Source organism: Paenibacillus lycopersici, assembly GCF_010119935.1.
Lineage (GTDB): Bacteria > Bacillota > Bacilli > Paenibacillales > Paenibacillaceae > Paenibacillus_Z > Paenibacillus_Z lycopersici.
This window is the reverse complement of record NZ_CP048209.1, coordinates 3190794-3212568: the sequence shown is the minus strand read 5'-3', so window position 1 is coordinate 3212568 and position 21775 is coordinate 3190794. Positions and strand designations below refer to the sequence as shown.

The 21775-nt window shown below is 57.1% G+C and carries 21 protein-coding genes, 1 pseudogene and 1 riboswitch; of the genes and pseudogenes, 1 reads left to right on the top strand and 21 read right to left on the bottom strand.

The window, feature by feature from the left end; all coding sequences use genetic code 11:
• Positions 1 to 232: 232 nt before the first annotated feature.
• From GXP70_RS14285 to GXP70_RS14210, 16 genes and pseudogenes are all read right to left on the bottom strand, one after another.
• A pseudogene (locus GXP70_RS14285) lies at positions 233 to 1780 on the bottom strand (spore germination protein); the annotation flags it as partial.
• Between the two features lie 368 nt (positions 1781 to 2148).
• On the bottom strand, positions 2149 to 2493 hold the full coding sequence (locus GXP70_RS14280) for a hypothetical protein (protein WP_162357437.1): 345 nt from the start codon (positions 2491 to 2493) through the stop codon (positions 2149 to 2151).
• A 6-nt stretch (positions 2494 to 2499) separates the two neighbouring features.
• Positions 2500 to 2904, bottom strand: a complete 405-nt coding sequence (locus tag GXP70_RS14275; protein ID WP_162357436.1) for an SHOCT-like domain-containing protein — start codon at positions 2902 to 2904, stop codon at positions 2500 to 2502.
• Positions 2905 to 2917: 13 nt separating this feature from the next.
• Positions 2918 to 3283: a DUF2089 domain-containing protein gene (locus GXP70_RS14270; protein WP_162357435.1), complete on the bottom strand. Its 366-nt coding sequence runs from the start codon at positions 3281 to 3283 to the stop codon at positions 2918 to 2920.
• Positions 3284 to 3595: 312 nt separating this feature from the next.
• Positions 3596 to 5317, bottom strand: coding sequence for an assimilatory sulfite reductase (NADPH) hemoprotein subunit (gene cysI / locus GXP70_RS14265; RefSeq protein ID WP_162357434.1), 1722 nt, complete (start codon positions 5315 to 5317; stop codon positions 3596 to 3598).
• Between the two features lie 37 nt (positions 5318 to 5354).
• Positions 5355 to 7187 carry an assimilatory sulfite reductase (NADPH) flavoprotein subunit gene (locus GXP70_RS14260; RefSeq protein WP_162357433.1) on the bottom strand — a complete coding sequence of 611 codons (1833 nt, stop codon included), beginning with the start codon at positions 7185 to 7187 and terminating at the stop codon, positions 5355 to 5357.
• A gap of 295 nt (positions 7188 to 7482) precedes the next feature.
• Positions 7483 to 8229: a glycerophosphodiester phosphodiesterase gene (locus GXP70_RS14255; protein WP_162357432.1), complete on the bottom strand. Its 747-nt coding sequence runs from the start codon at positions 8227 to 8229 to the stop codon at positions 7483 to 7485.
• 260 nt (positions 8230 to 8489) lie between these two features.
• Positions 8490 to 9389 carry an aldo/keto reductase gene (locus GXP70_RS14250; protein ID WP_162357431.1) on the bottom strand — a complete coding sequence of 300 codons (900 nt, stop codon included), beginning with the start codon at positions 9387 to 9389 and terminating at the stop codon, positions 8490 to 8492.
• Between the two features lie 324 nt (positions 9390 to 9713).
• Complete coding sequence (locus GXP70_RS14245; protein ID WP_162357430.1) at positions 9714 to 9896, bottom strand: hypothetical protein; 183 nt, start codon at positions 9894 to 9896, stop codon at positions 9714 to 9716.
• Positions 9897 to 9908: 12 nt separating this feature from the next.
• Positions 9909 to 9982: riboswitch (cyclic di-GMP riboswitch) on the bottom strand.
• A gap of 1848 nt (positions 9983 to 11830) precedes the next feature.
• The gene (locus GXP70_RS14240; protein WP_162357429.1) at positions 11831 to 11962 is read right to left on the bottom strand and encodes a DUF4023 domain-containing protein; all 132 of its coding nucleotides are present in this window, start codon (positions 11960 to 11962) and stop codon (positions 11831 to 11833) included.
• A gap of 247 nt (positions 11963 to 12209) precedes the next feature.
• Positions 12210 to 12554 carry a cytochrome o ubiquinol oxidase subunit IV gene (gene cyoD / locus GXP70_RS14235; protein ID WP_162357428.1) on the bottom strand — a complete coding sequence of 115 codons (345 nt, stop codon included), beginning with the start codon at positions 12552 to 12554 and terminating at the stop codon, positions 12210 to 12212.
• Between the two features lies 1 nt (position 12555).
• Positions 12556 to 13170, bottom strand: a complete 615-nt coding sequence (gene cyoC / locus GXP70_RS14230; RefSeq protein ID WP_162357427.1) for a cytochrome o ubiquinol oxidase subunit III — start codon at positions 13168 to 13170, stop codon at positions 12556 to 12558.
• Complete coding sequence (locus GXP70_RS14225; RefSeq protein WP_404822341.1) at positions 13170 to 15137, bottom strand: cbb3-type cytochrome c oxidase subunit I; 1968 nt, start codon at positions 15135 to 15137, stop codon at positions 13170 to 13172. The genes cyoC and GXP70_RS14225 overlap by 1 nt, the downstream gene beginning before the upstream one ends.
• Positions 15138 to 15154: 17 nt before the next feature.
• Positions 15155 to 16192 carry a ubiquinol oxidase subunit II gene (gene cyoA / locus GXP70_RS14220; protein ID WP_162357425.1) on the bottom strand — a complete coding sequence of 346 codons (1038 nt, stop codon included), beginning with the start codon at positions 16190 to 16192 and terminating at the stop codon, positions 15155 to 15157.
• A 152-nt stretch (positions 16193 to 16344) separates the two neighbouring features.
• Complete coding sequence (locus tag GXP70_RS14215; RefSeq protein WP_162357424.1) at positions 16345 to 16593, bottom strand: hypothetical protein; 249 nt, start codon at positions 16591 to 16593, stop codon at positions 16345 to 16347.
• A 180-nt stretch (positions 16594 to 16773) separates the two neighbouring features.
• Positions 16774 to 17364, bottom strand: a complete 591-nt coding sequence (locus GXP70_RS14210) for an NADPH-dependent FMN reductase (RefSeq protein ID WP_263864114.1) — start codon at positions 17362 to 17364, stop codon at positions 16774 to 16776.
• A gap of 351 nt (positions 17365 to 17715) precedes the next feature.
• Here GXP70_RS14210 and GXP70_RS14205 point away from each other — a divergent pair, with 351 nt between their 5' ends.
• Positions 17716 to 17952, top strand: a complete 237-nt coding sequence (locus GXP70_RS14205) for a hypothetical protein (protein ID WP_192043454.1) — start codon at positions 17716 to 17718, stop codon at positions 17950 to 17952.
• A gap of 14 nt (positions 17953 to 17966) precedes the next feature.
• Here the strand turns inward: GXP70_RS14205 and GXP70_RS14200 are convergent, their stop codons facing one another.
• The 5 genes from GXP70_RS14200 to GXP70_RS14180 all read right to left on the bottom strand — a co-directional run bounded on the left by GXP70_RS14200 (position 17967) and on the right by GXP70_RS14180 (position 21755).
• Positions 17967 to 18734 (bottom strand): ABC transporter permease, encoded by a 768-nt coding sequence (locus tag GXP70_RS14200; RefSeq protein ID WP_162357421.1) that lies wholly within the window; start codon positions 18732 to 18734, stop codon positions 17967 to 17969.
• Positions 18735 to 19505: an ABC transporter ATP-binding protein gene (locus tag GXP70_RS14195; RefSeq protein WP_162357420.1), complete on the bottom strand. Its 771-nt coding sequence runs from the start codon at positions 19503 to 19505 to the stop codon at positions 18735 to 18737.
• Between the two features lie 28 nt (positions 19506 to 19533).
• Complete coding sequence (locus tag GXP70_RS14190; protein WP_162357419.1) at positions 19534 to 20403, bottom strand: pentapeptide repeat-containing protein; 870 nt, start codon at positions 20401 to 20403, stop codon at positions 19534 to 19536.
• Between the two features lie 14 nt (positions 20404 to 20417).
• Complete coding sequence (locus GXP70_RS14185; protein ID WP_162357418.1) at positions 20418 to 20747, bottom strand: PadR family transcriptional regulator; 330 nt, start codon at positions 20745 to 20747, stop codon at positions 20418 to 20420.
• A 198-nt stretch (positions 20748 to 20945) separates the two neighbouring features.
• The gene (locus tag GXP70_RS14180) at positions 20946 to 21755 is read right to left on the bottom strand and encodes a hypothetical protein (protein WP_162357417.1); all 810 of its coding nucleotides are present in this window, start codon (positions 21753 to 21755) and stop codon (positions 20946 to 20948) included.
• Positions 21756 to 21775 lie beyond the last annotated feature (20 nt).

Sequence of the window (21775 nt, the reverse complement as noted above, 5' to 3'; positions counted from 1 at the left end):
GGCTGCCCTGATCGCTTTGCCCGTCTTGCTGGCCATTGTCCTGGCCGGCTGGCTGGTCTTGTTCGTCTTGCTGATCATTGTCTTGGCCGGCTTGCTGGTCTTGACCGCTTTGCTCGTTTTGCCCGCCTTGTTGGCCTTGCCCGCTTTGCCCGTCTTGTCCGCTTTGCTGGCCTTGGGCCTGGCTGCCTTGTTGGCCTTGCCCGCCTTGATCGTTATGCTCGTTAATCTTCCCTCGCCGATTGCCGCTCTGCTCAGCCTTGATCGTCATGGGATCCAGGGCGTCGTGCACCGGTTTATTCATCGCCTCGACCGTCGACTGGCCGATCCGGGTTTTATCCAGCGGCATCAAGAAGGACGGGCGTTCCTTCATCCACGACAACGGCGCGCGGATGACCGTATCTTTCATGCCCTGGAAATTGCCGGGCACGATCGGACTCAAATACGGAACGCCGAACGACTTCAGCGACAACATATGGTTCGCAATGAGAATGAAGCCGATCATGACCCCGTAGAGCCCGAATATGCCCGCCATGATGATGAGCGGGAACCGGAGCAGCCGCAGTGCAAGCGCCGCGTTGTAGGCCGGCGTCGCGAAGGAGCCGATCGTCGTAAGCGCGATGATGACGACCGTGATCGGGCTGGCGAAGCCCGCGGCAACGGCTGCCTGGCCGATGACGAGGACGCCGACGATCGAGAGCGCGCCGCCGACCTGCTGCGGCAGACGGATCGTCGCTTCCCGAAGTACCTCCATCGATATCTCGATGATCAGCACCTCGACGACAGCCGGCCATGGGACGCCTGCCCGTCCGCCCGCGACCGCGACGGCGAATTCCGTCGGAATGAGCTCCGGATTGAACGAAATGATGGAGACATACAGAGATGGAAAAATGAGTGAAAACACGAGCGCGATAAACCGCGCGACGCGAATGGCACTCATCAGGACGAAACGCTCCGTATAATCCTCGACCGTCTGATAGAACTGGTTGAATACCGTCGGCACCATCAGCGCGAGCGGCGACCCGTTGACAAGTATGGCGATCCGGCCTTCCAACAGATTCGCGGCTACTTTGTCGGGCCGCTCCGTATATTGCACCTGCGGAAACGGCGAGTAGTGATTGTCTTCGATGAACTGTTCCAGGTACCCGGAATCAAGCACGGCGTCGATATCGATGGCGGACAACCGTTTCTCGACCTCATCGACCAGCTCCGGACTCGTAATCCCCTGGATGAAGCAGACGGCAACGCGCGATTTGCTTCTGCGGCCGATCGTCATGGAGCGGAAGCGCAGATCCGGCGTTTGCAATCGGTACCGGATGAGCGCGATATTCGTATCCAAGATCTCGATGAAGCCTTCGCGCGGTCCGCGAATGACCTGTTCGGTCGCCGGCTGGTCGACCGCCCGCTTGTTGATGTTGCAGGTCCGGACAATGAACGCCTGATCCAGTCCTTCGATGAGCAGCGCCGTATTGCCGCACAGAATGCCTTCAATGACCAAATTCAGCTGACCTTCGATATTGACGTCGCTATGATAGAGCGTATCGTTCAGGATGAGATCCGGCAGCCGGCTCGTTTCGATCGTCTGGCACTCAAGTCCCGCCGTCTTCTGCATAAGCGGCTTCAGCAAATCATGGTTGATCATCACTTGGTCGATCATGCTGGAATAGTAGATCAGCGCGGCCGGGAAACGGCCGAACGCGTGAAAGCGGCGAACGATAAAATCGAATTCGTCCGCCATCGCGTCCTCGACCGTCTTGAGCGTGTTCTCCAGATTGCCGTCCATATGCTGCTCCGCCAGCTGTTCCAGTATAGGGGAAGACGATTTCCGACTCGGAGCTTTCACGCCTTTCGAAGTAAACCAGCTGCGCATAGACATGCGCGTCCTCCCCTTTCCGTAATCGCTCGGTGCCGCTTCATAATTATTCCAAGGTTACTATGCGCCGCCTTAGCCATAATTATGTATGCCAGGAAATAACGACCGCAACGCAATTCGTCAAGCGGATTCCCGGCGCATTGGCGCTCTCGCCGGAATCGCGCGCATGCAAACAGCCCCCATCAGAAGATGAGGGCTGTTCGACATTCACCAATCATTGAGCTCAACTGAAATTTCTTTCGGTTAAGAGCATACACAGACCGGGTACGCGCAAGCGCCTACAATCTAATCATCACTTCCGTACCGTCCTGCGCCCGGACATCGACCAGAACCGTCCCTTTGCAGCGCTGCAGCTCCCGAATGAGCTTCCGAATCGCCCGTTTCGTACGATGTTGTTCGAGCGTCGTCAGCACCAGGTTAATTCCGACCCGGCTGCGGTCCGGTCCGAATTCAGCCTTGCCGCCCGCTTGCAGAACCGTGTGTCCGCCACGCTTGTTCAGCCATACCTTCAGTTTGCGCATAACGAAACCTGAAGTCAGGATAATGCATCCCATTCGCAATACGATATAGGGAACCGGAATCGTAAAAGCGTGCTCCTTACTCTTCACCTTCACAGTAATCATGAGCGGTCACTCGATGATGACGGAGACGGTATCTTCGCCGGAGCGAATGTCGATGATTTGGCCGTCAAGCTCATGCTCGATCGCATCGATCAGCATGTTGATATCGATTTCCTTCACGTATTTCGCTGCCTGCGGAATATTGGCCGCGATGCTGTGCCCTGCCCCGAGCACCGCCTTCACCAATCTCATCGGCAAATTGACGTTGACCGTATCGTTATCTTGGGAGGTGACCCGTATTTTCAATATTTTGTTTAAGTATACGCCGGATGCCGATGACAATCTGGGCTGGACGGCCAGCGCCGCATTGGCCGGCTGCTTCTCCTTAAGCGCGGCAATAAGCTCGGATGCTTTGTCGGGATCAATCCTGCCATCCTGCACCATGGACAGCACCTTGCCGATTTCTTCTTTCATCGTCTCCGCCTCCTTATTCATCCTTTAACATCTTGACCGCTTCGTCGGCGCTGATCTCGCCGTTCTCCAGCATGGAAATGACCTTCTTCTCGTCGATTTCCGGCTTCTTCCGCGTATCGTATCCGAGAGCCGCAATGATGTCATTGAGCTTGCCGCGCACGGTCGGGTACGATATGCCGAGCTCTTTCTCCACTTCCTTGATATTGCCCCTGTTCACGAGGAAAGTGATCGCGAAATGGAGCTGTTCGGACGAGAGCAGAGCCAGCTTCGATAATTCAAAATTGTTCTCGATCGTCGTTCGGCAATGTCCGCACTGCAGCTTGACGGCGTGCAGCGGATGATCGCAAACGGGACATTGCGTGAGGATGGGATACTTCATACGCTGCTCCTTTCTTTGTAATTGAATTATAATTCAACCTTTTCAATTTGTAAATCACCAAAATCAATTATATTAATTCGAATGTTAATTTTATTGATTTTAGTGTTCTTAATAATAAATATTTTGAAACTAACGATTGAAAATAGAAATCCACTTCGCAACATTAACGCGGCAATCAAGTGAAGATAACGAAGAAAAAAAACAGCCTGCTGAGCGTTTCTCAACAGGCTGAGCCGAGCAATTTGATTGGCCGTTCTCCGACGCCTTCAGGCGCATGGAATTCAAGGCACGCCTTTGACGGCGAAGCGGCCGTCAGTCATGGAAATCGAGGCCCGAGTGCACTTCTTTCACGTATTCGGTGCGGATGCAGAAATCGCCGAAGCGTTCCCCATCGCGGCGTTCTTTCGCATACCGGAGCAGAATCGGGCGAAGCTCGCCCAAAATTTCGTTCTCCCCGATGTTTTCGCGGTACAGCTTGTTAAGCCGGTTGCCGGTAAAGCCGCCGCCCAGATACAGGTTGTACTTGCCCGGCGCTTTGCCGATGAGCGAGACTTCCGCTAGTGCCGGACGGGCGCAGCCGTTCGGGCAGCCGGTCATCCGGATGACGATCTCGTCCTCGCGCAGCCCGGCTTCGTCCATGATCAGCTCCAGCTTGTCGATCAGCGACGGCAGGTAGCGCTCCGATTCGGCCATCGCGAGGCCGCAAGTCGGCAGCGCGACGCAAGCCATCGAGTTGCGGCGCAGCGCCGAGTAAGCGGAGCCGTCGGTCAGCTTGTGCGTCTCGATCAGCTGCTCGATTTTCTTCTTCTTCTGGCCGGACACGTTGCCGATGATCAGATTCTGGTTCGGAGTCAGGCGGAAATCGCCTTTGTGGATCTTGGCGATCTCGCGCAGCCCCGTCATCAGCTGGTATCCGCCGTCGTCCTTCACGCGGCCGTTCTGAATGAACAATGTATAGTGCCAGTTATTGTTGCTGCCCTTCACCCAGCCGTAACGGTCGCCGTTATGCTCGAACCGGTAGGATCGCGCCTCCTGAAGCTCCCAGCCCAGGCGCTTCTGTAACTCGTCGACGAACCAAGGCACGCCGCGGTCGTCGATCGTATATTTGAACCGCGCATGCTTGCGCACCGCCCGGTCGCCGTAATCGCGCTGGATCGTCACCGTCTTCTCGGCGACCTCGATCAATTGCTCCGGCGCGACAAACCCGATGACGCGCGCGACCTGCGGATACGTCTTCGGATCGCCGTGCGACATCCCCATGCCGCCGCCGACCGCGACGTTGAATCCGAGCAATCGTCCGTTCTCGTGAATGGCGATGAAGCCCAGGTCCTGGGAGAAGACGTCCACCTCGTTCGCCGGCGGAATCGCGAAGCCGATCTTGAATTTGCGGGGCAAATACACTTTGCCGTAGATCGGCTCCTGCCCTTCCCCGTCGTCGCTGCTTGCGACTTTCTCCTCGTCGAGCCAAATCTCGTGATACGCGCGGGTATGCGGATCGAGATGGGCGCTCACTCGCTTCGCCCACTCGTATACCTCTTCGTGCACCTCCGACTGATTCGGGTTCGGGTTGCACATGACGTTGCGGTTCACGTCGCCGCAGGCGGCGAGCGTGCTGAGCAGCTCCGCGTTGACTTCCTGGATGACCTGCTTCATGTTCCACTTGATTACGCCGTGCAGCTGGAACGATTGCCGCGTCGTCAGGCGGATCGTATCGTTCGCATACTTCTGCGCGATCCGGTCCATCATCAGCCACTGCTCCGGCGTTACGATACCGCCGGAAGCGCGGACGCGCACCATGAATTGATAGGCCGGCTCCAGCTTCTGCCGGTTCCGTTCGTTGCGGACGTCACGATCGTCCTGCATGTAGCTGCCGTGAAATTTCATCAGACGGTTGTCGTCCTCGGAGATCGAGCCGGTGATCTGGTCTTTCAGCGACTCCTCCAACGTCCCCCGCAAGTAATGGCTGCGAAGCTTGATATCTTCTACGTCGCTGTGCGGCGCGCTGTTCGGCGACAGCAAGTTATTGTCTGACATGCGCTAACCTCCCTGCACTTAAGTTCGATTCGTTGGCTCAATAGACATCCCGTTGATAGCGTTTCTCCTGCTGCATCTTGAACAAGTACGCCGCGGCGTCTTCTTCGTTCAAGCCGCCTTCCCGCATCAGGATGGCAAGCAGCGTCGCGTGAACGTCATGCGCCATTTTCTTCTCGTCGCCGCAGACGTAGACGACGGCGCCTTCTTGCAGCCATTCGTACAAGTCCCTGCTATGCTCCAGCATCCGATGCTGTACGTATACCTTCTGTTCCGTATCCCGGGAGAATGCGACGTCCATGCGCGTCAGCACGCCGTCCTTCAGCCAGCGCTGCCATTCCACCTGATAGAGGAAATCCGAGGCAAAATGCTGATCGCCGTAGAACAGCCATGTCTTCCCTTCCGCGCCGAGCTCCTCGCGCTCGCCGAGGAACGCCCGGAACGGCGCGACGCCGGTTCCCGGTCCGATCATGATGATCGGCGTATCCGGATCGGCCGGCAGCTTGAAGTACGGATTGTCCTGCACGAACAACGGCAGCTGCTGCCCCGGCTCCAGCCGCTCCGAGACGAACGTCGAGCATACGCCGTAGCGGACTCTCCCCAGATGCTCGTAATGCACCTTGCGAATCGTCAGATGCACCTCGTCCGGGAAGGCTTTCGCGCTGCTGGCGATGGAATACAGCCGCGGAGGCAGCTTGCGCAGCCGGGCGACGAACGCTTCGGCCGTTATGCCTTTCAAGTCGTAATCCTGCGCCAGATCAAGCAGATCGCGTCCTTTGCAGTAGGCGCGCAGCTCCTGTTCCTTGCCGGGAACGAGCAAGCCGTTGAGCCCGCTGTCTGGCGCAAGCGCTGCCAGCTGCTCGATCAGAGGCGGCGTAAGCACGGTGATCTCGAAATGGTTCGCGAGCGCTTCGCGCAGCGGACGCCGTTCCGGGCTCTTCGGCAGCGGAACGGATTCATCGGGCTGCCACGCCATCGCTTCGATCAACTCGTCGACGAGCCGCGGATGATTCTGCGGATATATGCCGACGCTGTCGCCAGGCTCGTAGCGAATGCCGGAGCCTTCGATGGAAATTTCAAGGTGACGGGTTTCGCGGTCGGAACCGCGTCCGTTCAAATTCAAATTATCGAGCACGGTCGCCGGATACGGATTGGATCGCGTATATTCCGCAGACGGCTCGCTATCGGCCGATACGGCGCCCGCTGCGGCACTAGCCGAAGCCGCCGAGCCAGCCGCCGAAGAGCCCAGGGCGGCGAGAACGCTCGCCATCCACTGCCCTGCCGCGTCTTCGAAATCGACGTCGCAATCGATCCGCGGAGCGATTCGCGCCGCGCCCAGCTCTTCGAGACGCTGATCGAAGTCCCGGCCCGTCTTGCAGAAGAATTCGTAGGACGTGTCGCCGAGCGCCAGCACCGAGAAGGACATGCCGTTCAGCTGCGGCGCGCGCTTGCTGTGCAAATAGTCGTGGAACGAAATCGCATTGTCCGGCGGATCGCCTTCCCCATGCGTGCTTACGATGATGAACAGGTTCTCGACCTTCTTGAGCGCGTTCGGTTTAAAATCGATCATCGATGAAAGCGCGACCTGCAGCCCGTTCTCCTGCAGCTTGCCGGCCAGCTTCTTCGCCAGTTTCTGGCTGTTGCCGGTCTGCGAGCCGAAGAGCACGGTCGCTTCCCGCGCCGCCGCCGGCGCGCTTGCCGCCTGCGCCCCTTGCGCGGCTGCCGGGCTTCCGGTTTGTACGGCGACCTGCTGATAGGCCGCAGCCAAATATCCGCTTAACCAAATTTTCTGTCCTTCCGTCAACGTAGGCAGCAGCCGGTTAAGCAGCTCCACCTGCTCTTGTCCGAACGGACTGTTCGTTACTTGCAGCATCTCTCGCGGACACCTCGCTTCATTAACTGCGTTATTCGAGTTTTCGATAATTATTGCTAATATTCATCCTATCTACCGTAACACTTCTGGTTTCATTGAACAATACAGATGATCTTATAGCATTCATAAGGGAATCGAATAAAGCGAGCGGGCAGCGGCGGCCGGATTCAGAACAATCGGCGCCATTCGAACGGGCAGAGAAGTATAAAAGGCAGGATAAGGGCGCTCCCTGATCCTGCCTTCATTTCCTATTCGCTGCCTTCATTCCTATTGTGCGTTGCCTTCTTCTGCGTCGCTACCGCCGCCCGTTCGGCGCTTTGATCAATTCGCCCAGCCGGTCCGGGTAATCGGTGATGATGCCCGCCGCGCCGGCGTCCAGCAGCCGCTTCATCTCGGCAGGCTCGTTCACCGTCCACGGGTGATACGCGATGCACCGTTCCGCGGCTTGTGCCACCCATTCCGGCAGCACCGCATAATGATAGGCATGAAGCGCGTTCGCGCCGATCCGCGCGGCATATTCCCATGGCTCGTAGAGACCTTCCATGTATAGAATGCCGGTCCGGATCTCGGGGGCTAGCTGCTTGCAAAGCGCTAGCGAATAATGATTGAAGCTGGACAGTATGATCCGATCGCCCATCGCCTGGAACCGAATCTCTTCAATGACCGCTTTCTCCATGCCGGGATAGGGCAGGACGCTGTTTTTCAATTCCACGTTGATTTGCACGCCTTCGTACGGCTTCACCAGCTCGAGCAATTCACGCAGCATCGGAATGCGCTCGCCCGCGAATACCGGTCCGAACCAGGAGCCGGCGTCCAGCTCCCTCAATTCTTCCAATGTTACGTCTTTCACCAGGCGGGGCGACCCGGCCGTTCGCTGCAGCGATTCGTCGTGAATCAGGACCAGCTGTCCGTCCGACGTCATCTGCACGTCGGTCTCGATCCCCGTCGCGCCCAGCTCAAGCGCGCGGCGGAACGCGGCCATCGTATTCTCCGGACAATAAGCGGATGCTCCTCGATGAGCAATGTTAAGAACGGTGTTCAATGGCGTGGCCTCCAGTTCGATGATGGAATAGAATCATACCTGGATTATACCGGATTAAGATGCGGGACAGGTAAGCGTATTGTTAAAAATCGGTAACTTCCCGGCCGTCTTATAAATCCGCCGTATGAGGTTGACAGCCGTCATGCGCCGTCGCACCTCGCGCGGGGAGCCGCGAGTGGTGCCGAAAGCGCACCAAGGAGGCCGGCGTCATCGCCAGCCTCCTCATAAGTTGCCGCCCGTTCGGCAGCGATAGGCAAGACTCAGCCTTGGCCGATCCATTCGGCCGGCGCCTTCGCCTTCCATTGCGCGCGGATGGCCTCATAACGTTCGGCCGACAACAAGCCCTGCGCCAGCAAACGGGCGTTCTCCGTCCAGCGTTCCGGCTTCGTCGTGCCGACGATGGCGGCATGCACGCCAGGAACGGACAGCGTAAAGCGGAGCGCCGTTCCGATCGATTCGTTCAGGTCGCTGTCTTGCAGGAAGTCGTAGCCGAGCGACTGCAGCCTGTCCCAGTAGGTGTGATGGTATCCGGATTCCGGCTTCTTGCCGGTCTTCCAGGCCGCATTCGCAATCGGCCGTTTGGCGACGACGCCGATGCCCCTGCGCTGCGCCTCCGGAATCGTCAGCGTGATCGCCTCCTGGTCCGCGATGTTGACCGATGTCTCGAGCGAGTCGAAGGCGCCGCATTGCACGGCGTACAACGCGGCTTTATGGTCCCCGCTGTAGCCGATATAACGCGTCTTGCCCTTCTCCTTCGCCCGTTTCAGCACATCGATGACATCGCCTTGGCGGAGCAGCTCTTCGGAACAGCTGTGCAGATGCACGATATCGACGTAGTCCGTCTGCAGCCGCTTCAAGCTGCGGTCGATGCTCGCTTCCAGCATGGCCGGATCCCAGTCGGGCTGGTCGAAGCCGGAAGCGTGGCCGCATTTGGTGAACAAATAATAATCCCCGCGCCGCCGGCCGATCGTCTTGCCGATCAGCTCCTCGCTCGTGGCGTAACATTCCGCCGTATCGATGACGTTCAGCCCCGCGTCGAGCGCGCTGCCGAGAAGCTTGTCCGCCTGTTCGGCGCTGACGCCCTCGAAGCCGATCTCCGCGCCGCCGAAGCCGAGAATGCTCACGTTCATATCGGTTTTGCCGTACTGCCTTTTTTCCATCCTGCATGCCGCCTCGCTTTCGTCGATTGGACTTGGGTTAACGCTTTCATTATAGGCTGTCCGCTTACGCGCCGAAAGAAGTGAAAAATAATTCAGCAGGTAACCTGGCGTATAGTAGCTACACGCGGTCGGCCAGCATCTGTTCCCGTTGTCAGGGACAGACGCCACCTCTTATTACACCGTTCGCAGCAGATGCGAAGCGGCTCGTGCATGACCTGGCGACTGCTGACGCCGCATCGCATCGCGTTCGTTTGCCGCCATGGCACCCGCAATAATCCGGCCGATACAAAAACAGCCTGCCGGTTCATCAACCGGTAGGCTGCGCTACTTCGCCGATCCTCTCGAGCGAAGCTCGTTTCGAATAAACTCAATGAAGCGATTAGCTTCTTCGCGCGTCAGTCTTCTCTCTCCAATCGTAAATTGAAACCTTTCCAACAGGATTTCATTCGCGAGATGCAAAGAATCGACAAGCTCCTGCACATTCTGGTCCGTTATCTGCTTAACCACGACTATTCCTCCTACGGCAGCTGGCTGGCATTTCAGCCCCTATAGCTTTGCGTCTCCACTTTTCAATGGATTTGCCTTTATAGAGCTTAACGTTAGTTTGGAATCAACAATTATTCACAGTGTCTCGACTAGCTTCTTCAAGCTCCAATGGAGCCTTCGGTTCTTCCTTGCTGCCAAGGACGGTTTCTTTCCACTCGTTGAATTTCCGTGAGTCAATTCCTAATTGTTGGACAATATGTACTAAATCTAACGACAATATTATCCCCTCCATCCTACCCTTAAGTCAATATGCTAGTATAATAACAAAAGCGAACCGAATAACTTGTCGAAACGCGTCATATGATATTTTTTATCTATTAAATTCGTTTTCATGTCCTGTGAATGCGGCTCTCGCTGCGAAATCGCAAATCATCGATGAGACGTTCCACCTTGTTATGAGACGGAATTCAACCTATTAATGGTGGCTTCCACGACCTCCAGCGAAATACTTTTAAAATCCTTCCCATGGGCAGGATTTCGATGCTTGGCCTCGGGACATCGCACGAGTTCCTTCCCGAAGGCAGCTTCCTGATGCTTCGCGGTAAGCATTTCCTGCGAAATCCCAGTAGCCTAGCTTGCAACCTTACACGCCAGCCGCAAATGGCGAAAAGTCGAAAAGTTGCTACATGAGCAACTTTATTCGACTCATAGCGGCAAAATTGCCGAGAAAGTTGCTGGGCGAGCAACTTTCCCCGCCTCGGACCGGCAAAAATGCCGGGAAAGTTGCTGGGCGGACAACTTTTCCCGCCTCGGACCGGCAAAAATGCCGGGAAAGTTGCTGGGCGGACAACTTTTCCCGCCTCGGACCGGCAAAAATGCCGGGAAAGTTGCTGGGCGGGCAACTTTTCCCGCCTCGGACCGGCAAAAATGCCGGTAAAGTTGCTGGGCGGACAACTTTCCCCCCCCTCGGACCGGCAAAAATGCCAGGAAAGTTGCTGGGCGAGCAACTTTCCCCGCCTCGGACCGGCAAAAATGCCGGGAAAGTTGCTGGGCGAGCAACTCTCCCCGCCTCGGACCGGCAAAAATGCCGGGAAAGTTGCTGGGCGAGCAACTCTCCCCGCCTCGGACCGGCAAAAATGCCGGGAAAGTTGCTGGGCGGGCAACTTTTCCCGCCTCGGACTGGCAAAAATGCCGGGAAAGTTGCTGGGCGGACAACTTTTCCCGCCTCGGACCGGCAAAAATGCCGGGAAAGTTGCTGGGCGGGCAACTTTCCCCGCCTCGGACCGGCAAAAATGCCGGGAAAGTTGCTGGGCGGACAACTTTTCCCGCCTCGGACCGGCAAAAATGCCGGGAAAGTTGCTGGGCGGACAACTTTTCCCGCCTCGGACCGGCAAAAATGCCAGGAAAGTTGCTGGGCGGACAACTTTCCCCCTCCTCTTACCGGTAGCTTTGCAAACAGCCTGCCACAGGGAGTGGTAAACTTCACAACCAAAGAGAGTTCTCCCAAGGTGTGATTGTACGAACGCCGACGACAGGTTAGCTCCCCCACTAGGAAACGCAGTGTGTAAGGAATCTTTGCAAGTCTGCTAGCGAATTCCTTCCCATAAGTAGGATTTCGTTGCTTGGCGCTGGGAAATCCCGCGAATTCCTTCCCGAGAGCAGCTTTCGATACTTCGTGCCAGAATTTCCCGCGAATTCCTTCCCGAGGGCAGCTTTTCGATGCTTTGCGGTAGAATTTTCAGCGAATTCCTCCCCCTGGGCAACTTTTTGATGCTTCGCGCCGGGAAACCACACGAAATCCTCCCCCTGGGCAGGATTTCAATCCTTCCCACCCGGGAAACCCCGAACATACAAAAAACCCGCGTTCCATAGGAAACGCGGGCTTCTCGGGCGCTAATCAGCACCTGCTTGTAACCAGGGTCTTGGCATAGGCGAATGCACTCGCTGCTCGGACGTTACGGATTATTCGTATGCTGTTTGTTCTGCAGCTTTTGCGTTGGCGTGCCTTTGCCGTAATTTTCCTTGTTCTTCTGCTGCTTCGCCTGCGTGTCCTGCACTTTGTTTACGAATTCATTGGTCGAATCCATCTCCGCTTCCCTCCTTCGCCGTCGCTGTCCATAGCGTCTCCCCGTCTTCTCCGAGGTATGCAGCAGGCTAGACAGACAGCCACCTCGCCATTTCTCACCGCTACGCTGAGCCAGGCTGGACAGTCTCGCCGCCATTATGCGCCGCCAGGTCGGGCAGCCCCATCGCCATCTCGCCGCCACGCTGCAACAGGCCGGGCAGCCCCGCCGCCATCGCGCGCCGCCACGCTGAGCCAAGCCGGCCGCCGGCCTAATACATCTTGTTATGGTCCATGATCCATATAGACCCATAGACGACGACCACCACGATGATCAGACCGAGAACGAGCGTCGCCAGGTTATAACGCGGCCCTGCCTCTTCCCGCAAGTGCATGAAGAACAGCAGCTGCACCGCGAACTGCAAAACCGCCGTGACGAGCAGCACGGCGATCGACGCCGTATGCCCAAACCAATCGTTCATGACGGCAAGAATCGGAATGAGCGTCAGGACGATGGAGAGCGCAAAGCCGATCACGTATTCCCTCAGCGTGCCGTGATGACCGCGATGGCCGGCATGACCGCCATGGTCCCCATGGCCAACCGCATTGTGCGACATGTCACATCACCCCCATCAAGTAAACGAACGTGAAGACGAAGATCCATACGGCGTCCAGGAAGTGCCAATATAGACTCGTAATATGTACTTTGCGCTGCGTGACCGGCGTAATGCCGTGCCGGCTCAGCTGTATGATCAATGCCGTGATCCAGCAGATGCCGAGCGAGACGTGCAGCCCGTGCGTACCGACGAGCGTGAAGAAGCCGGACAGGAACGCGCTGGAATGTATCGTATGCCCTTCGTGCGCGAGCTTCGCGAATTCCGTCACTTCCATCGCGATAAAGCAGGCGCCGAGCAGGATCGTCACGACGAGCCAGCCGAGCAGACCTTTCCGGCTTCCCGCGTTCATCGCCAGCACGGCCAGACCGCTGGTGAAGCTGCTCGTCAGCAGAATGAAGGTTTCGGCGATAACGCCGGGCATTTCGAACAGTTCTTTCGGTCCGGGCCCGCCTGCCGTATTCTCGTGAACCACGAGGAAGGTGGCGAACAACGTCGCGAACAAGATGCAGTCGGTGATCAGAAAGATCCAGAAGCCGAACTTGCGCAGCTCCTCCAAATCGTGATGGCCCTCATGGCCTCCCTCATGCGGCAAAGCATGATAATGCGCGTGCGCCATCAGACACTCCTCCCTGCCTTCGCTTCCGTACGCTGAATTTCATCGACGGGAATATAGTAATCGGTATCGTAATTGAACGAATGAGCCAGCATCGTCGCCGCGATGCCGGCGAAGCCGGGGATCGCGATCCAGAGCCAGTGAAACACGAGACCGAAGCCGACCGTGAACCAGCAGATGGACTGAATGAACGGAATCGGCGAGTTCTTCGGCATGTGAATCGGCTCGAGCTCCGGCTTCCCCTTGGGCGCTTTGCCTGCGGCGATGCGCTCCTTCTCCTCCCACCAATCGTCGCGGTCCGTGACGAGCGGCGTGGTCGCGAAGTTATAGAGCGGCGCCGGCGAAGGAATGGACCATTCCAGCGTGCGCGCCCCCCACGGATCGCCGGTCGTATCCTTCTCCATGAACTTAATGCTGTGCGCGATCTGCCACACCTGGAAGAGGAAGCCGATACCCATGAAGAAGCCGCCGATCGTCGACGTGAAATTGAGCGCCCACCAGCCCGTATCCCAGCCGTACGAGCTGATCCGCCGGGTCATGCCGTCAAGGCCGACGATATATTGCGGCATGAAGCACACATAGAATCCGATGTTCCAGATCCAGAACGCCCATTTGCCGATCGTTTCGTTCAGCTTGAAGCCGAACATTTTCGGCCACCAATAATACAAGCCGGCGAAGTAACCGAACGCGACTCCGCCGATGAGCACCTGATGGAAGTGCGCGATCAGGAAGTAGCTGTTGTGAAATTGGAAATCCGCGGGCGCGACCGAGAGCATGACGCCGGTCATGCCGCCGACGACGAAGCACGGAATGAAGGCGATCGTCCACAGCATCGGCGAGGCGAACGAAATGCGTCCGCGGAACATCGTGAACAGCCAGTTGAAAATTTTCACGCCGGTCGGAATCGCAATGATCATCGTCGATATCGCGAAGAAGAGATTGACGTTGGCCCCCGAGCCCATCGTGAAAAAATGATGGAGCCAGGTGAAATACGCCATGAGGCTGATGCTCAGCATCGCGAATACCATGGATCCGTAGCCGAACAGGCGCTTTCGCGAGAAGGTCGCCACGACCTCCGAGAAAATGCCGAACGCCGGCAGCACGACGATGTACACTTCCGGGTGGCCCCACATCCAAATCAGGTTGACATACATCATGGCGTTGCCGCCGCCGTCCATCGTGAAGAAATGGGCGCCCAGGAACCGGTCGAGGAACAGCAGGGCCAGCGTAACCGTGAGGACAGGGAAAGCGACGATGATCGCGATGCAGCTGGAGAGCACCGACCACGTGAAGATCGGCACTCTCGACCAGGTCATCCCGGGCGCGCGCATTTTGACAATGGTGACGATGAAGTTGATGCCCGTCATCAGCGACCCGATCCCGGAGATCTGCACGCCCCAGATATAGAAGTCTTCGCCTACGCCGGGGCTGCCGGTCAGCTCCGAGAGCGGCGGGTACGACAACCAGCCGGCGTTCGCCGAACCGCCGATGACGAAGGACATGTTAAACAGCATCGCGCCCATGAAGAACAGCCAGAAGCTCAGCGAATTAAGAAACGGGAACGCCACGTCGCGCGCGCCGAGCTGCAGCGGTACGGCAATGTTGAAAAGGCCGAACATGAGCGGCATCGCCATGAACAGGATCATGATGACGCCATGGGTGGTGAACACCTCGTTGTAGTGCTCCGGCGACAGAAACTTCAAATCGGGAAACGCAAGCTGCGTCCGCATCAGCAGCGCATCGACGCCGCCCCGGAACAGCATCAGCAGCGCGGCGATGATGTACATGATCCCGACGCGCTTATGATCGACGGTCGTCAGCCATTCCCGCCACAGCCAGCTCCACTTGCCGAAATAGGTAAGCACGAAGACGATCGCCAGCGTCGTCAGCAGGATAGCTACGTCCGCACCATAAATCAACGGGTCGCCCGTGACAAAGAACCATGAAACGAAATCAGTTATTGAATCCATCACGGAAGCCTCTCCTCTCATTTGCCATGATGATGCATGTGCGTCGTGTCCAGCGGCCGGCCGGATTGCCCGAAGCTGCCGATGTCCGGCGCATTCTTCTGCGCGCCGTTTCCGGGCGGCAGCTGGCCGCCTTCCGAATGCGCGGTCGACTTCTCGCCGCTGAGCGTCTGCGCCTTCAGCGTATAGCCCGGAGGCGCGCCGCGGCTCATCGAATAGTCATGGACGATTCGTTCGAACAGGCCGGACGGGATGGCGGCGAACGTCATCCGTTCGGCAGTCCCCGGCTGGGCCAGCATGCGGTACCCGTCCTCGGAGAGCTCATTCCCGCTCGCCTTCGCTTCCGCCACCCATTGATCGAAATCCTGCCGCGATACGGCCTTGGCGGTAAACCCCATCTTCGCGAAGTCGCGGCCCGTAAAATTAGCCCCGGTGCCCATATAGTTCCCGGGCTCATCGGCCTGCAGATGCAGCGTCGTCGCCATGCCGGACATCGTATAGATCATCCCGCCGAGCTGCGGCACCCAGAACGAATTCATCGGGCCGTCCGAGGTCAGCTCGAACTTAATCGGCGTCTTCTCTGGAATGACCAGGTAATTGACGGTTGCGATGCCTTGTTCCGGGTATTGGAACAGCCATTTCCAGTCCAGCGACGTCACTTGAACGGTGATGGTCTTATTGTCGGATACGAGCGGCTTGGCCGGATCCAGCTTGTACGTGTACCGTGCGGTCACGATGGCCAGGATCAGGATAACGGCGATCGGTATGCTCCACCAGACGATTTCCAGCTTGGTGCTGTGCGACCATACGGGCTGGTACGGCGCATCATTATTCTTCTTGTCCCGGTAACGCACGACGATCCAGGCCGTTATCGCCAACACCGGAACCAGGATAATCAGGCATAGCAGCATGGTGATGTAGATCAGGTCGCGCTGATGGATGCCGACCGGCCCCTTCGGATCGAAGACGATCATCGACTTGCAACCCGTCGCGAGCAGCACGATGCCGGTCAACGCGCCGCTTGTCTTCAACAGCCGCACGAGATTCGAAGTATTCATAAGTTCCTCATCTCCTAAACTTCGCCTTGGATTGACTTATTTTTCCCCGGAAGACGGCGCAATATTACAGCGATTATATTGCAGGTCATTTCAATTAAATAAGGACTGCTCCCCGTGCGAGGGAACAGCCCTTAACCGTAAAGCTGCAGTTGTTACTCGGATTCGCTCTTGCGTTTATGTACGAGATTGATCGCCGTGCCGATCATGTAGATGAACACGCTGCCCACCATGAAGCCGATCCCGGTCATCAATTGCCTGTTACGGTCGCTGAAATCAGCGAAATTGGTGATGCACATCACGCCGCCAATGATAAGCGCGATCCATGCGGCAATCTTCATGGTCAGGAACAGCGCGTTCCCTTCGCGTTCCGGTTTTCCGTTCGCAGCAGATTTTGTCGTCAAGACGCTTCACTTCCTTCCGGTAGATCGCTTTGTATGCGCATTCCTGACTATTATGTACCTACATCGGCGCATACATACCGCAACAAGCGACGGATTCGTTCCGTCGCTTGCGCAAGTTCGATCTTGCCCGCAGTATGCCGGCCGCGAGTTTATCAGTTCGGCCGCAGCTCTTGAGCTTCCTTACGAGAAAACGGCCGACGCGGCCTTCCACGTTCGGCGCATCCGCGCCAGGACGCTCTCATGGCCTTCGAGCTGATCGGCCAGTTCCGAGAACGCCCGCTTCACCTGCGGCGCGGATTGGCGAAAATCGCGTTCGGGACGCAGCTCCGCCCCCTCGCGGATGACCGCATCCGACAACCGGAGCGCGGGAGACGTCGGCACGACGCGCATGCGGAGCCGCACCGCGACCCTGCGCAGCTGTTTGCCGCATCGGCCGCCCCCGTGACCGCCGTAAGTTACGATCATGACGGGCTTGTTCCGCCACTCATGGTAGAGATGATCGATCGCGTTCTTAAGGACCGCCGGATATCCCCAATTGAACTGAGGCGTAACGAAAATGACCCCGTCCGCTTGCTGGATCTTCTCGCTCCACGCGATCGTGTGCGGCTGGCTGTAGCCGCCCAATGCGGGTATCCCCGGTTCGTCGTCCATCGGCAGCGGCCATTTCGCCAGATCGATCATCTCGTACTCGTAATCGGAACCGGCTCGGCCGACGGACGCGACCCATGACGTGATTGTCGGACAATTCCTGCCTGCCCGTGTACTTCCCATAACCAGTAGCACGGTCTTCTTCCGATCCATTGCTGCACCTTCGTTTCTTGGATAGAGTCATCGTATACGACCATCCGACGCGAGACTGACGAGGTGCTCCGGCGCCTTGTCGCATCGGAAATATAGTACGCGATACAAACAATATAGTTTGTGTCACGTACTATGTCAATGACTTTATCCTGCTTCAACCCCGGCAGGTAATTTTTGGTTGCCCGTACAATCACGCCGAAGCGTACCGGAGTTGGCAGCGGACCGGACTTGCCATTGACATGAAACCATTTGGTGTTATAACAACAAACGAAACCAAATGGTTTCATATCATGGACGATACGTCTATAGAAGGCCATGCGCATGGATAAGCAAGGACAAGAGATGTTTGCTCAGTTCATTTTGCAGCGGGTACAAGAAGGCAAGGAGGATGAAGCCAAAGCCGTGCTTGCCGACAATTTTAGAAAGCAGGACGAAGGATCGTTTGCCAAGGATGATGTGGAAGGGTTTATTCCGAAGATGCTCTCCCTGTTGAAGCCGGACAAAGTGGCGGAAGTGCAGGCCGTCGTTGCGCAGTTTTCCGGTAATTTCAATAAATAGACGGATGGGTTGTTTCAGACCCGCTTCCTGTATGCCCGCATGGCAAGCATATAAGCCAACAGCGCGATTCCGACGCACCATGCAAGCGCGATCCAGATATCGCCGCCCGGCTGCCGGCCCGAGAGCAAGGCGCGGATCGATTCGACGATCGAGGTCACCGGCTGGTTCTCGGCGAAAGCGCGAACGATGCTCGGCATCGACGCGGTCGGCACGAAGGCCGAGCTGATAAAGGGCAGGAAGACGAGCGGGTAGGAAAAGGCGCTCGCGCCATCGACCGATTTGGCGGACAGTCCGGCAATCGCCGCGACCCAGGTCAAGGCGAGCGTGAACAGCGCGAGTATGCCGGCGACGGCTAACCACGGCAGCACGCCGGCGGACGAACGGAATCCCATGGCGAGCGCGACAAGGATGATGACGACAACCGAGATGGCGTTGGATACAAGCGATGTCAGTACATGCCCCCAAAGCAGGGCCGAGCGCGAAATCGGCATCGTATGGAACCGTTCGAATATTCCCCGCTGTACGTCGGTAAACAAACGGAAAGCCGTGTAGGAGATGCCGCTCGCTATCGCCATAAGAAGAATGCCGGGCAGCAGGTAATTCACGTAGTTATCCGCGCCCGATTGAATCGCGCCGCCGAATACGTAGACGAACAGCAGCAGCATCATGATCGGCATGACGGTAACCGTGATGACCGTATCCATACTGCGGGTAATATGACGCATGGAGCGCCCGAGCATGACGCTAATGTCGGTGAAGAAATGTTTCTTGGCCGCTTCCATTCACTCTGCCTCCTTCTTGCCGACGATTGCGAGGAAGATCTCCTCGAGCGTAGGCTGTTTCTCGACGTATTCCGTCTTAGCGGACGGGAATAGCCGCTTGAGCTCCGCGAGCGTGCCGTTCGCGATAATCCGGCCATCGTGGAGAATCGCAATCCGGTCGGCAAGCTGCTCCGCCTCCTCCAGGTACTGCGTGGTCAGTAAGACCGTCGTGCCGCCTTCGGCAAGCGCTTTAACGATGCTCCACACCTCGATCCGCGCCTCGGGGTCAAGTCCGGTGGTAGGTTCGTCAAGAAAAATAATTTGCGGGTTCCCCACGAAGCTTAGGGCAATGTCGAGTCTGCGGCGCATCCCCCCGGAGTACGCGGACACCTTGCGATCAGCGGCGTCCGTCAGGCCGAAGCGCTGCAGCATGTCATCCGCGACCCGGCGCGGGTTCTTCAGGTAGCGCAGCTTGGCGATCATGACGAGATTCTCCCGTCCAGTTAATAGTTCGTCCACGGCGGCGAATTGTCCGGTCAGGCTGATCGCCTGCCGCACGCGATCGGGTTCAGCCGCGACATCGCAGCCGTTAACGGCCGCGGTTCCGCCGTCCGGTTGAAGCAGCGTCGCGAGAATTTTGACGACCGTCGACTTGCCGGCCCCGTTGGAGCCGAGCAGCGCGAAGATACTGCCCTTCTCCACCTCGAAATCCACGCCCTTCAGTACTTGATGCTGCTTGTAGGATTTGCGCAGCCCTTGGACCTGAATAGGCTTCGTTGGCACGGTTTGCATCGGAGTTCCCTCCTCTTATTGAATCCCGCTATGAAATAGCCGTTACTTTGGACAAGTCGGCTCCCATGCCTTTGAGCAGCGCAAAGGTCAGTTTATCCATCCTCGCGCCGTCGAAGCAGATCGTTGCGATCATCCGGTAATACTTGTTCGTAAGCGTAAACCCCGGCTTGAAGGAAACGTTTCTGAGCGTAGCGTTCCTGAATGAGGCTCCGGTCAACGCCGCTCTGTCGAACTTCACGCCGATCAGCGTCTGTCCGTCGAAACGCAGTCCGGTCAGATCGGTGTACTTGAAGTCCACCCCGTCGAAGAGACAGCCTTCGAATACGGTTTTTCGAAGATCGGTCATCGTCAGCGTCACATCGGTCAGTTTGGCGCCGGTGAATACTGCTCCGTCCAGACCCGACTTGCTGAAGTTGGTTCTGACGAGGATGGTCCGATTGAAGCTGGCATTCGTCAGGTCGAGCGTGGACAGGCTGCAGTCCGTCAGGTTCGCGCCGTCGAAATTCGCTTCGCGCACATCGCTGCTCCTGAAGGTGCTGCCGGTCAGATCCGCACCGGAGAAGTCGGAGCCGCGCAGCGCGCTTGCGTTGAACCGGCTTTTACGAGCCGTAACGCCTGCAAAGTCGCTCTCCTGCAGATTGCTGCCGCTGAAGTTCGTCAGCAGTTGCCGCTCCAGCGAGCGGGAGAGGTTCGCGACCTCCAGAATCGTCTGTTCGATGTCGCCGATCCCGTCAATGGTTTTCTTGAACGCGGTTTCGTCGTCTATGCCCTCGGCTCTCAGCTCGCGATAGCGCTCCTGCAAATCGGACAGCAAGTCGGCCTTCAATTCGCTCACGCTCTTGAGCCCGTCGTACGGCGTGAACACGCCGTTCAGAAAGTCATTCAGCTTCTGGTTCATCCTCATCAGTCTCCTTATAATAAGTTTTCTAACACGCGTTTGGCGTACTCCCAATTGCTCTTGTTCCGGGCGTAGGTTTCCTTGCCCTTCCCGGTCATTCTGAAATACTTCCTTCTTCCGCCCTGCGATTCGTCGCCCCAATACCATTCGATGTCCCCGTCCGCTTCAAGCCGCCGGAAGCTGGAGTACATCGTCGCTTCCTTCAATTCGTATTCGCCGCCCGAACGTTCGGCAATCAGCTTGACAATCTCGTACCCGTAACGATCGGCTTCGGACAGAAGCCGTAAAATCATCGTGTCCGTGTGTCCTCTCAGCAGGTCGGATGTGATCTTGTTCTCGCTCATTGCATCACCTCCATGACCTCATGATACGCCATAGTACTATGACAGTCAAGGTACTATTGTAAACAAAATACTCGGTTTATGATATTTCGTGCCCAAGAACAGGAAAAACGCGCAATTGCCCATGACATCGAAAAGGCAGCAGACCATTGGCCTGCTGCCTTCAAGCTTCGTATGATAACCTTCCGACACGAAGAACCGTTACAAGACGATCTTCTTCAGTCCCGAATTCAATGTGGAGACATACATGCAATCCGCTGAGCTGCACATATCGGTTACCGGATACCCGGCAAGCATGGATCGCAGGATCATGCGGGCTCCCAGCTGCTGCAGCCGATACAGACCTCGGCTCGTACAAGCGTACACGCCGCTTTCCGTCGGCTTCAGGGCGTAAACGGTCATGTCCGGGAAGCCGCAGCGGACGAATCCGCCCTGCTGGTTTCCTTGAAGCAGCTCGCCTTCCATGCTTGCGCCGACCAGTTGGCCGTGATGCACGGCTATGCTGGTAACCGATGTTCCGAGCGCGAAGTCCGCCCAAGAATCCGTGTATTGATCATAGAGGGAGATGCCTTGATTAGTGCCGAGAATGTAATAGTGCGGCGTAAGAAGCAGATCGTAGATCGGCAGGTTCGGCGCCGCAATGCGCTTCCAGTGCGTGCCGACCTTATACCATATCCCGTATTCCGTCGCTGCGGCGAGGATCGGTCCCCGCTGCACGACTTGATAGCATGGACAAGTAATATCGGTCGGATACCAGGCATTCGCGTCGTAATAAAACAAGCCTTTATTCGTACAGATGAACATCGACCCGTTAATTTCCTGCAGCCGGTTAACCGTGACGCCTTCCGGAAGCCCCTGCTCCGCGGGCTGCCAATGCTCTTCGCCGCTCTTGCGGAAAATACCCTTTCCGAAGGCGGCAGCGAACATGGCCGACTTGCTAGAGCACACGGACAAAATATCAGGCGATGGACAATCGGTCACATCGGAAACCTCTTTAAATGGTGCAAACACGCTGCCACATCCTTATGAGT

Bases quoted from the DNA above. Each gene is read 5' to 3' on its own strand.
- GXP70_RS14280 (WP_162357437.1), bottom strand. From the start codon at position 2,493: ATGATTACTGTGAAGGTGAAGAGTAAGGAGCACGCTTTTACGATTCCG.
- GXP70_RS14275 (WP_162357436.1), bottom strand. From the start codon at position 2,904: ATGAAAGAAGAAATCGGCAAGGTGCTGTCCATGGTGCAGGATGGCAGG.
- GXP70_RS14270 (WP_162357435.1), bottom strand. From the start codon at position 3,283: ATGAAGTATCCCATCCTCACGCAATGTCCCGTTTGCGATCATCCGCTG.
- cysI (WP_162357434.1), bottom strand. From the start codon at position 5,317: ATGTCAGACAATAACTTGCTGTCGCCGAACAGCGCGCCGCACAGCGAC.
- GXP70_RS14260 (WP_162357433.1), bottom strand. From the start codon at position 7,187: ATGCTGCAAGTAACGAACAGTCCGTTCGGACAAGAGCAGGTGGAGCTG.
- GXP70_RS14250 (WP_162357431.1), bottom strand. From the start codon at position 9,389: ATGGAAAAAAGGCAGTACGGCAAAACCGATATGAACGTGAGCATTCTC.
- GXP70_RS14240 (WP_162357429.1), bottom strand. From the start codon at position 11,962: ATGGATTCGACCAATGAATTCGTAAACAAAGTGCAGGACACGCAGGCG.
- cyoD (WP_162357428.1), bottom strand. From the start codon at position 12,554: ATGTCGCACAATGCGGTTGGCCATGGGGACCATGGCGGTCATGCCGGC.
- cyoC (WP_162357427.1), bottom strand. From the start codon at position 13,170: ATGGCGCACGCGCATTATCATGCTTTGCCGCATGAGGGAGGCCATGAG.
- GXP70_RS14225 (WP_404822341.1), bottom strand. From the start codon at position 15,137: ATGGATTCAATAACTGATTTCGTTTCATGGTTCTTTGTCACGGGCGAC.
- cyoA (WP_162357425.1), bottom strand. From the start codon at position 16,192: ATGAATACTTCGAATCTCGTGCGGCTGTTGAAGACAAGCGGCGCGTTG.
- GXP70_RS14210 (WP_263864114.1), bottom strand. From the start codon at position 17,364: ATGGGAAGTACACGGGCAGGCAGGAATTGTCCGACAATCACGTCATGG.
- GXP70_RS14205 (WP_192043454.1), top strand. From the start codon at position 17,716: ATGGATAAGCAAGGACAAGAGATGTTTGCTCAGTTCATTTTGCAGCGG.
- GXP70_RS14200 (WP_162357421.1), bottom strand. From the start codon at position 18,734: ATGGAAGCGGCCAAGAAACATTTCTTCACCGACATTAGCGTCATGCTC.
- GXP70_RS14195 (WP_162357420.1), bottom strand. From the start codon at position 19,505: ATGCAAACCGTGCCAACGAAGCCTATTCAGGTCCAAGGGCTGCGCAAA.
- GXP70_RS14190 (WP_162357419.1), bottom strand. From the start codon at position 20,403: ATGAACCAGAAGCTGAATGACTTTCTGAACGGCGTGTTCACGCCGTAC.
- GXP70_RS14185 (WP_162357418.1), bottom strand. From the start codon at position 20,747: ATGAGCGAGAACAAGATCACATCCGACCTGCTGAGAGGACACACGGAC.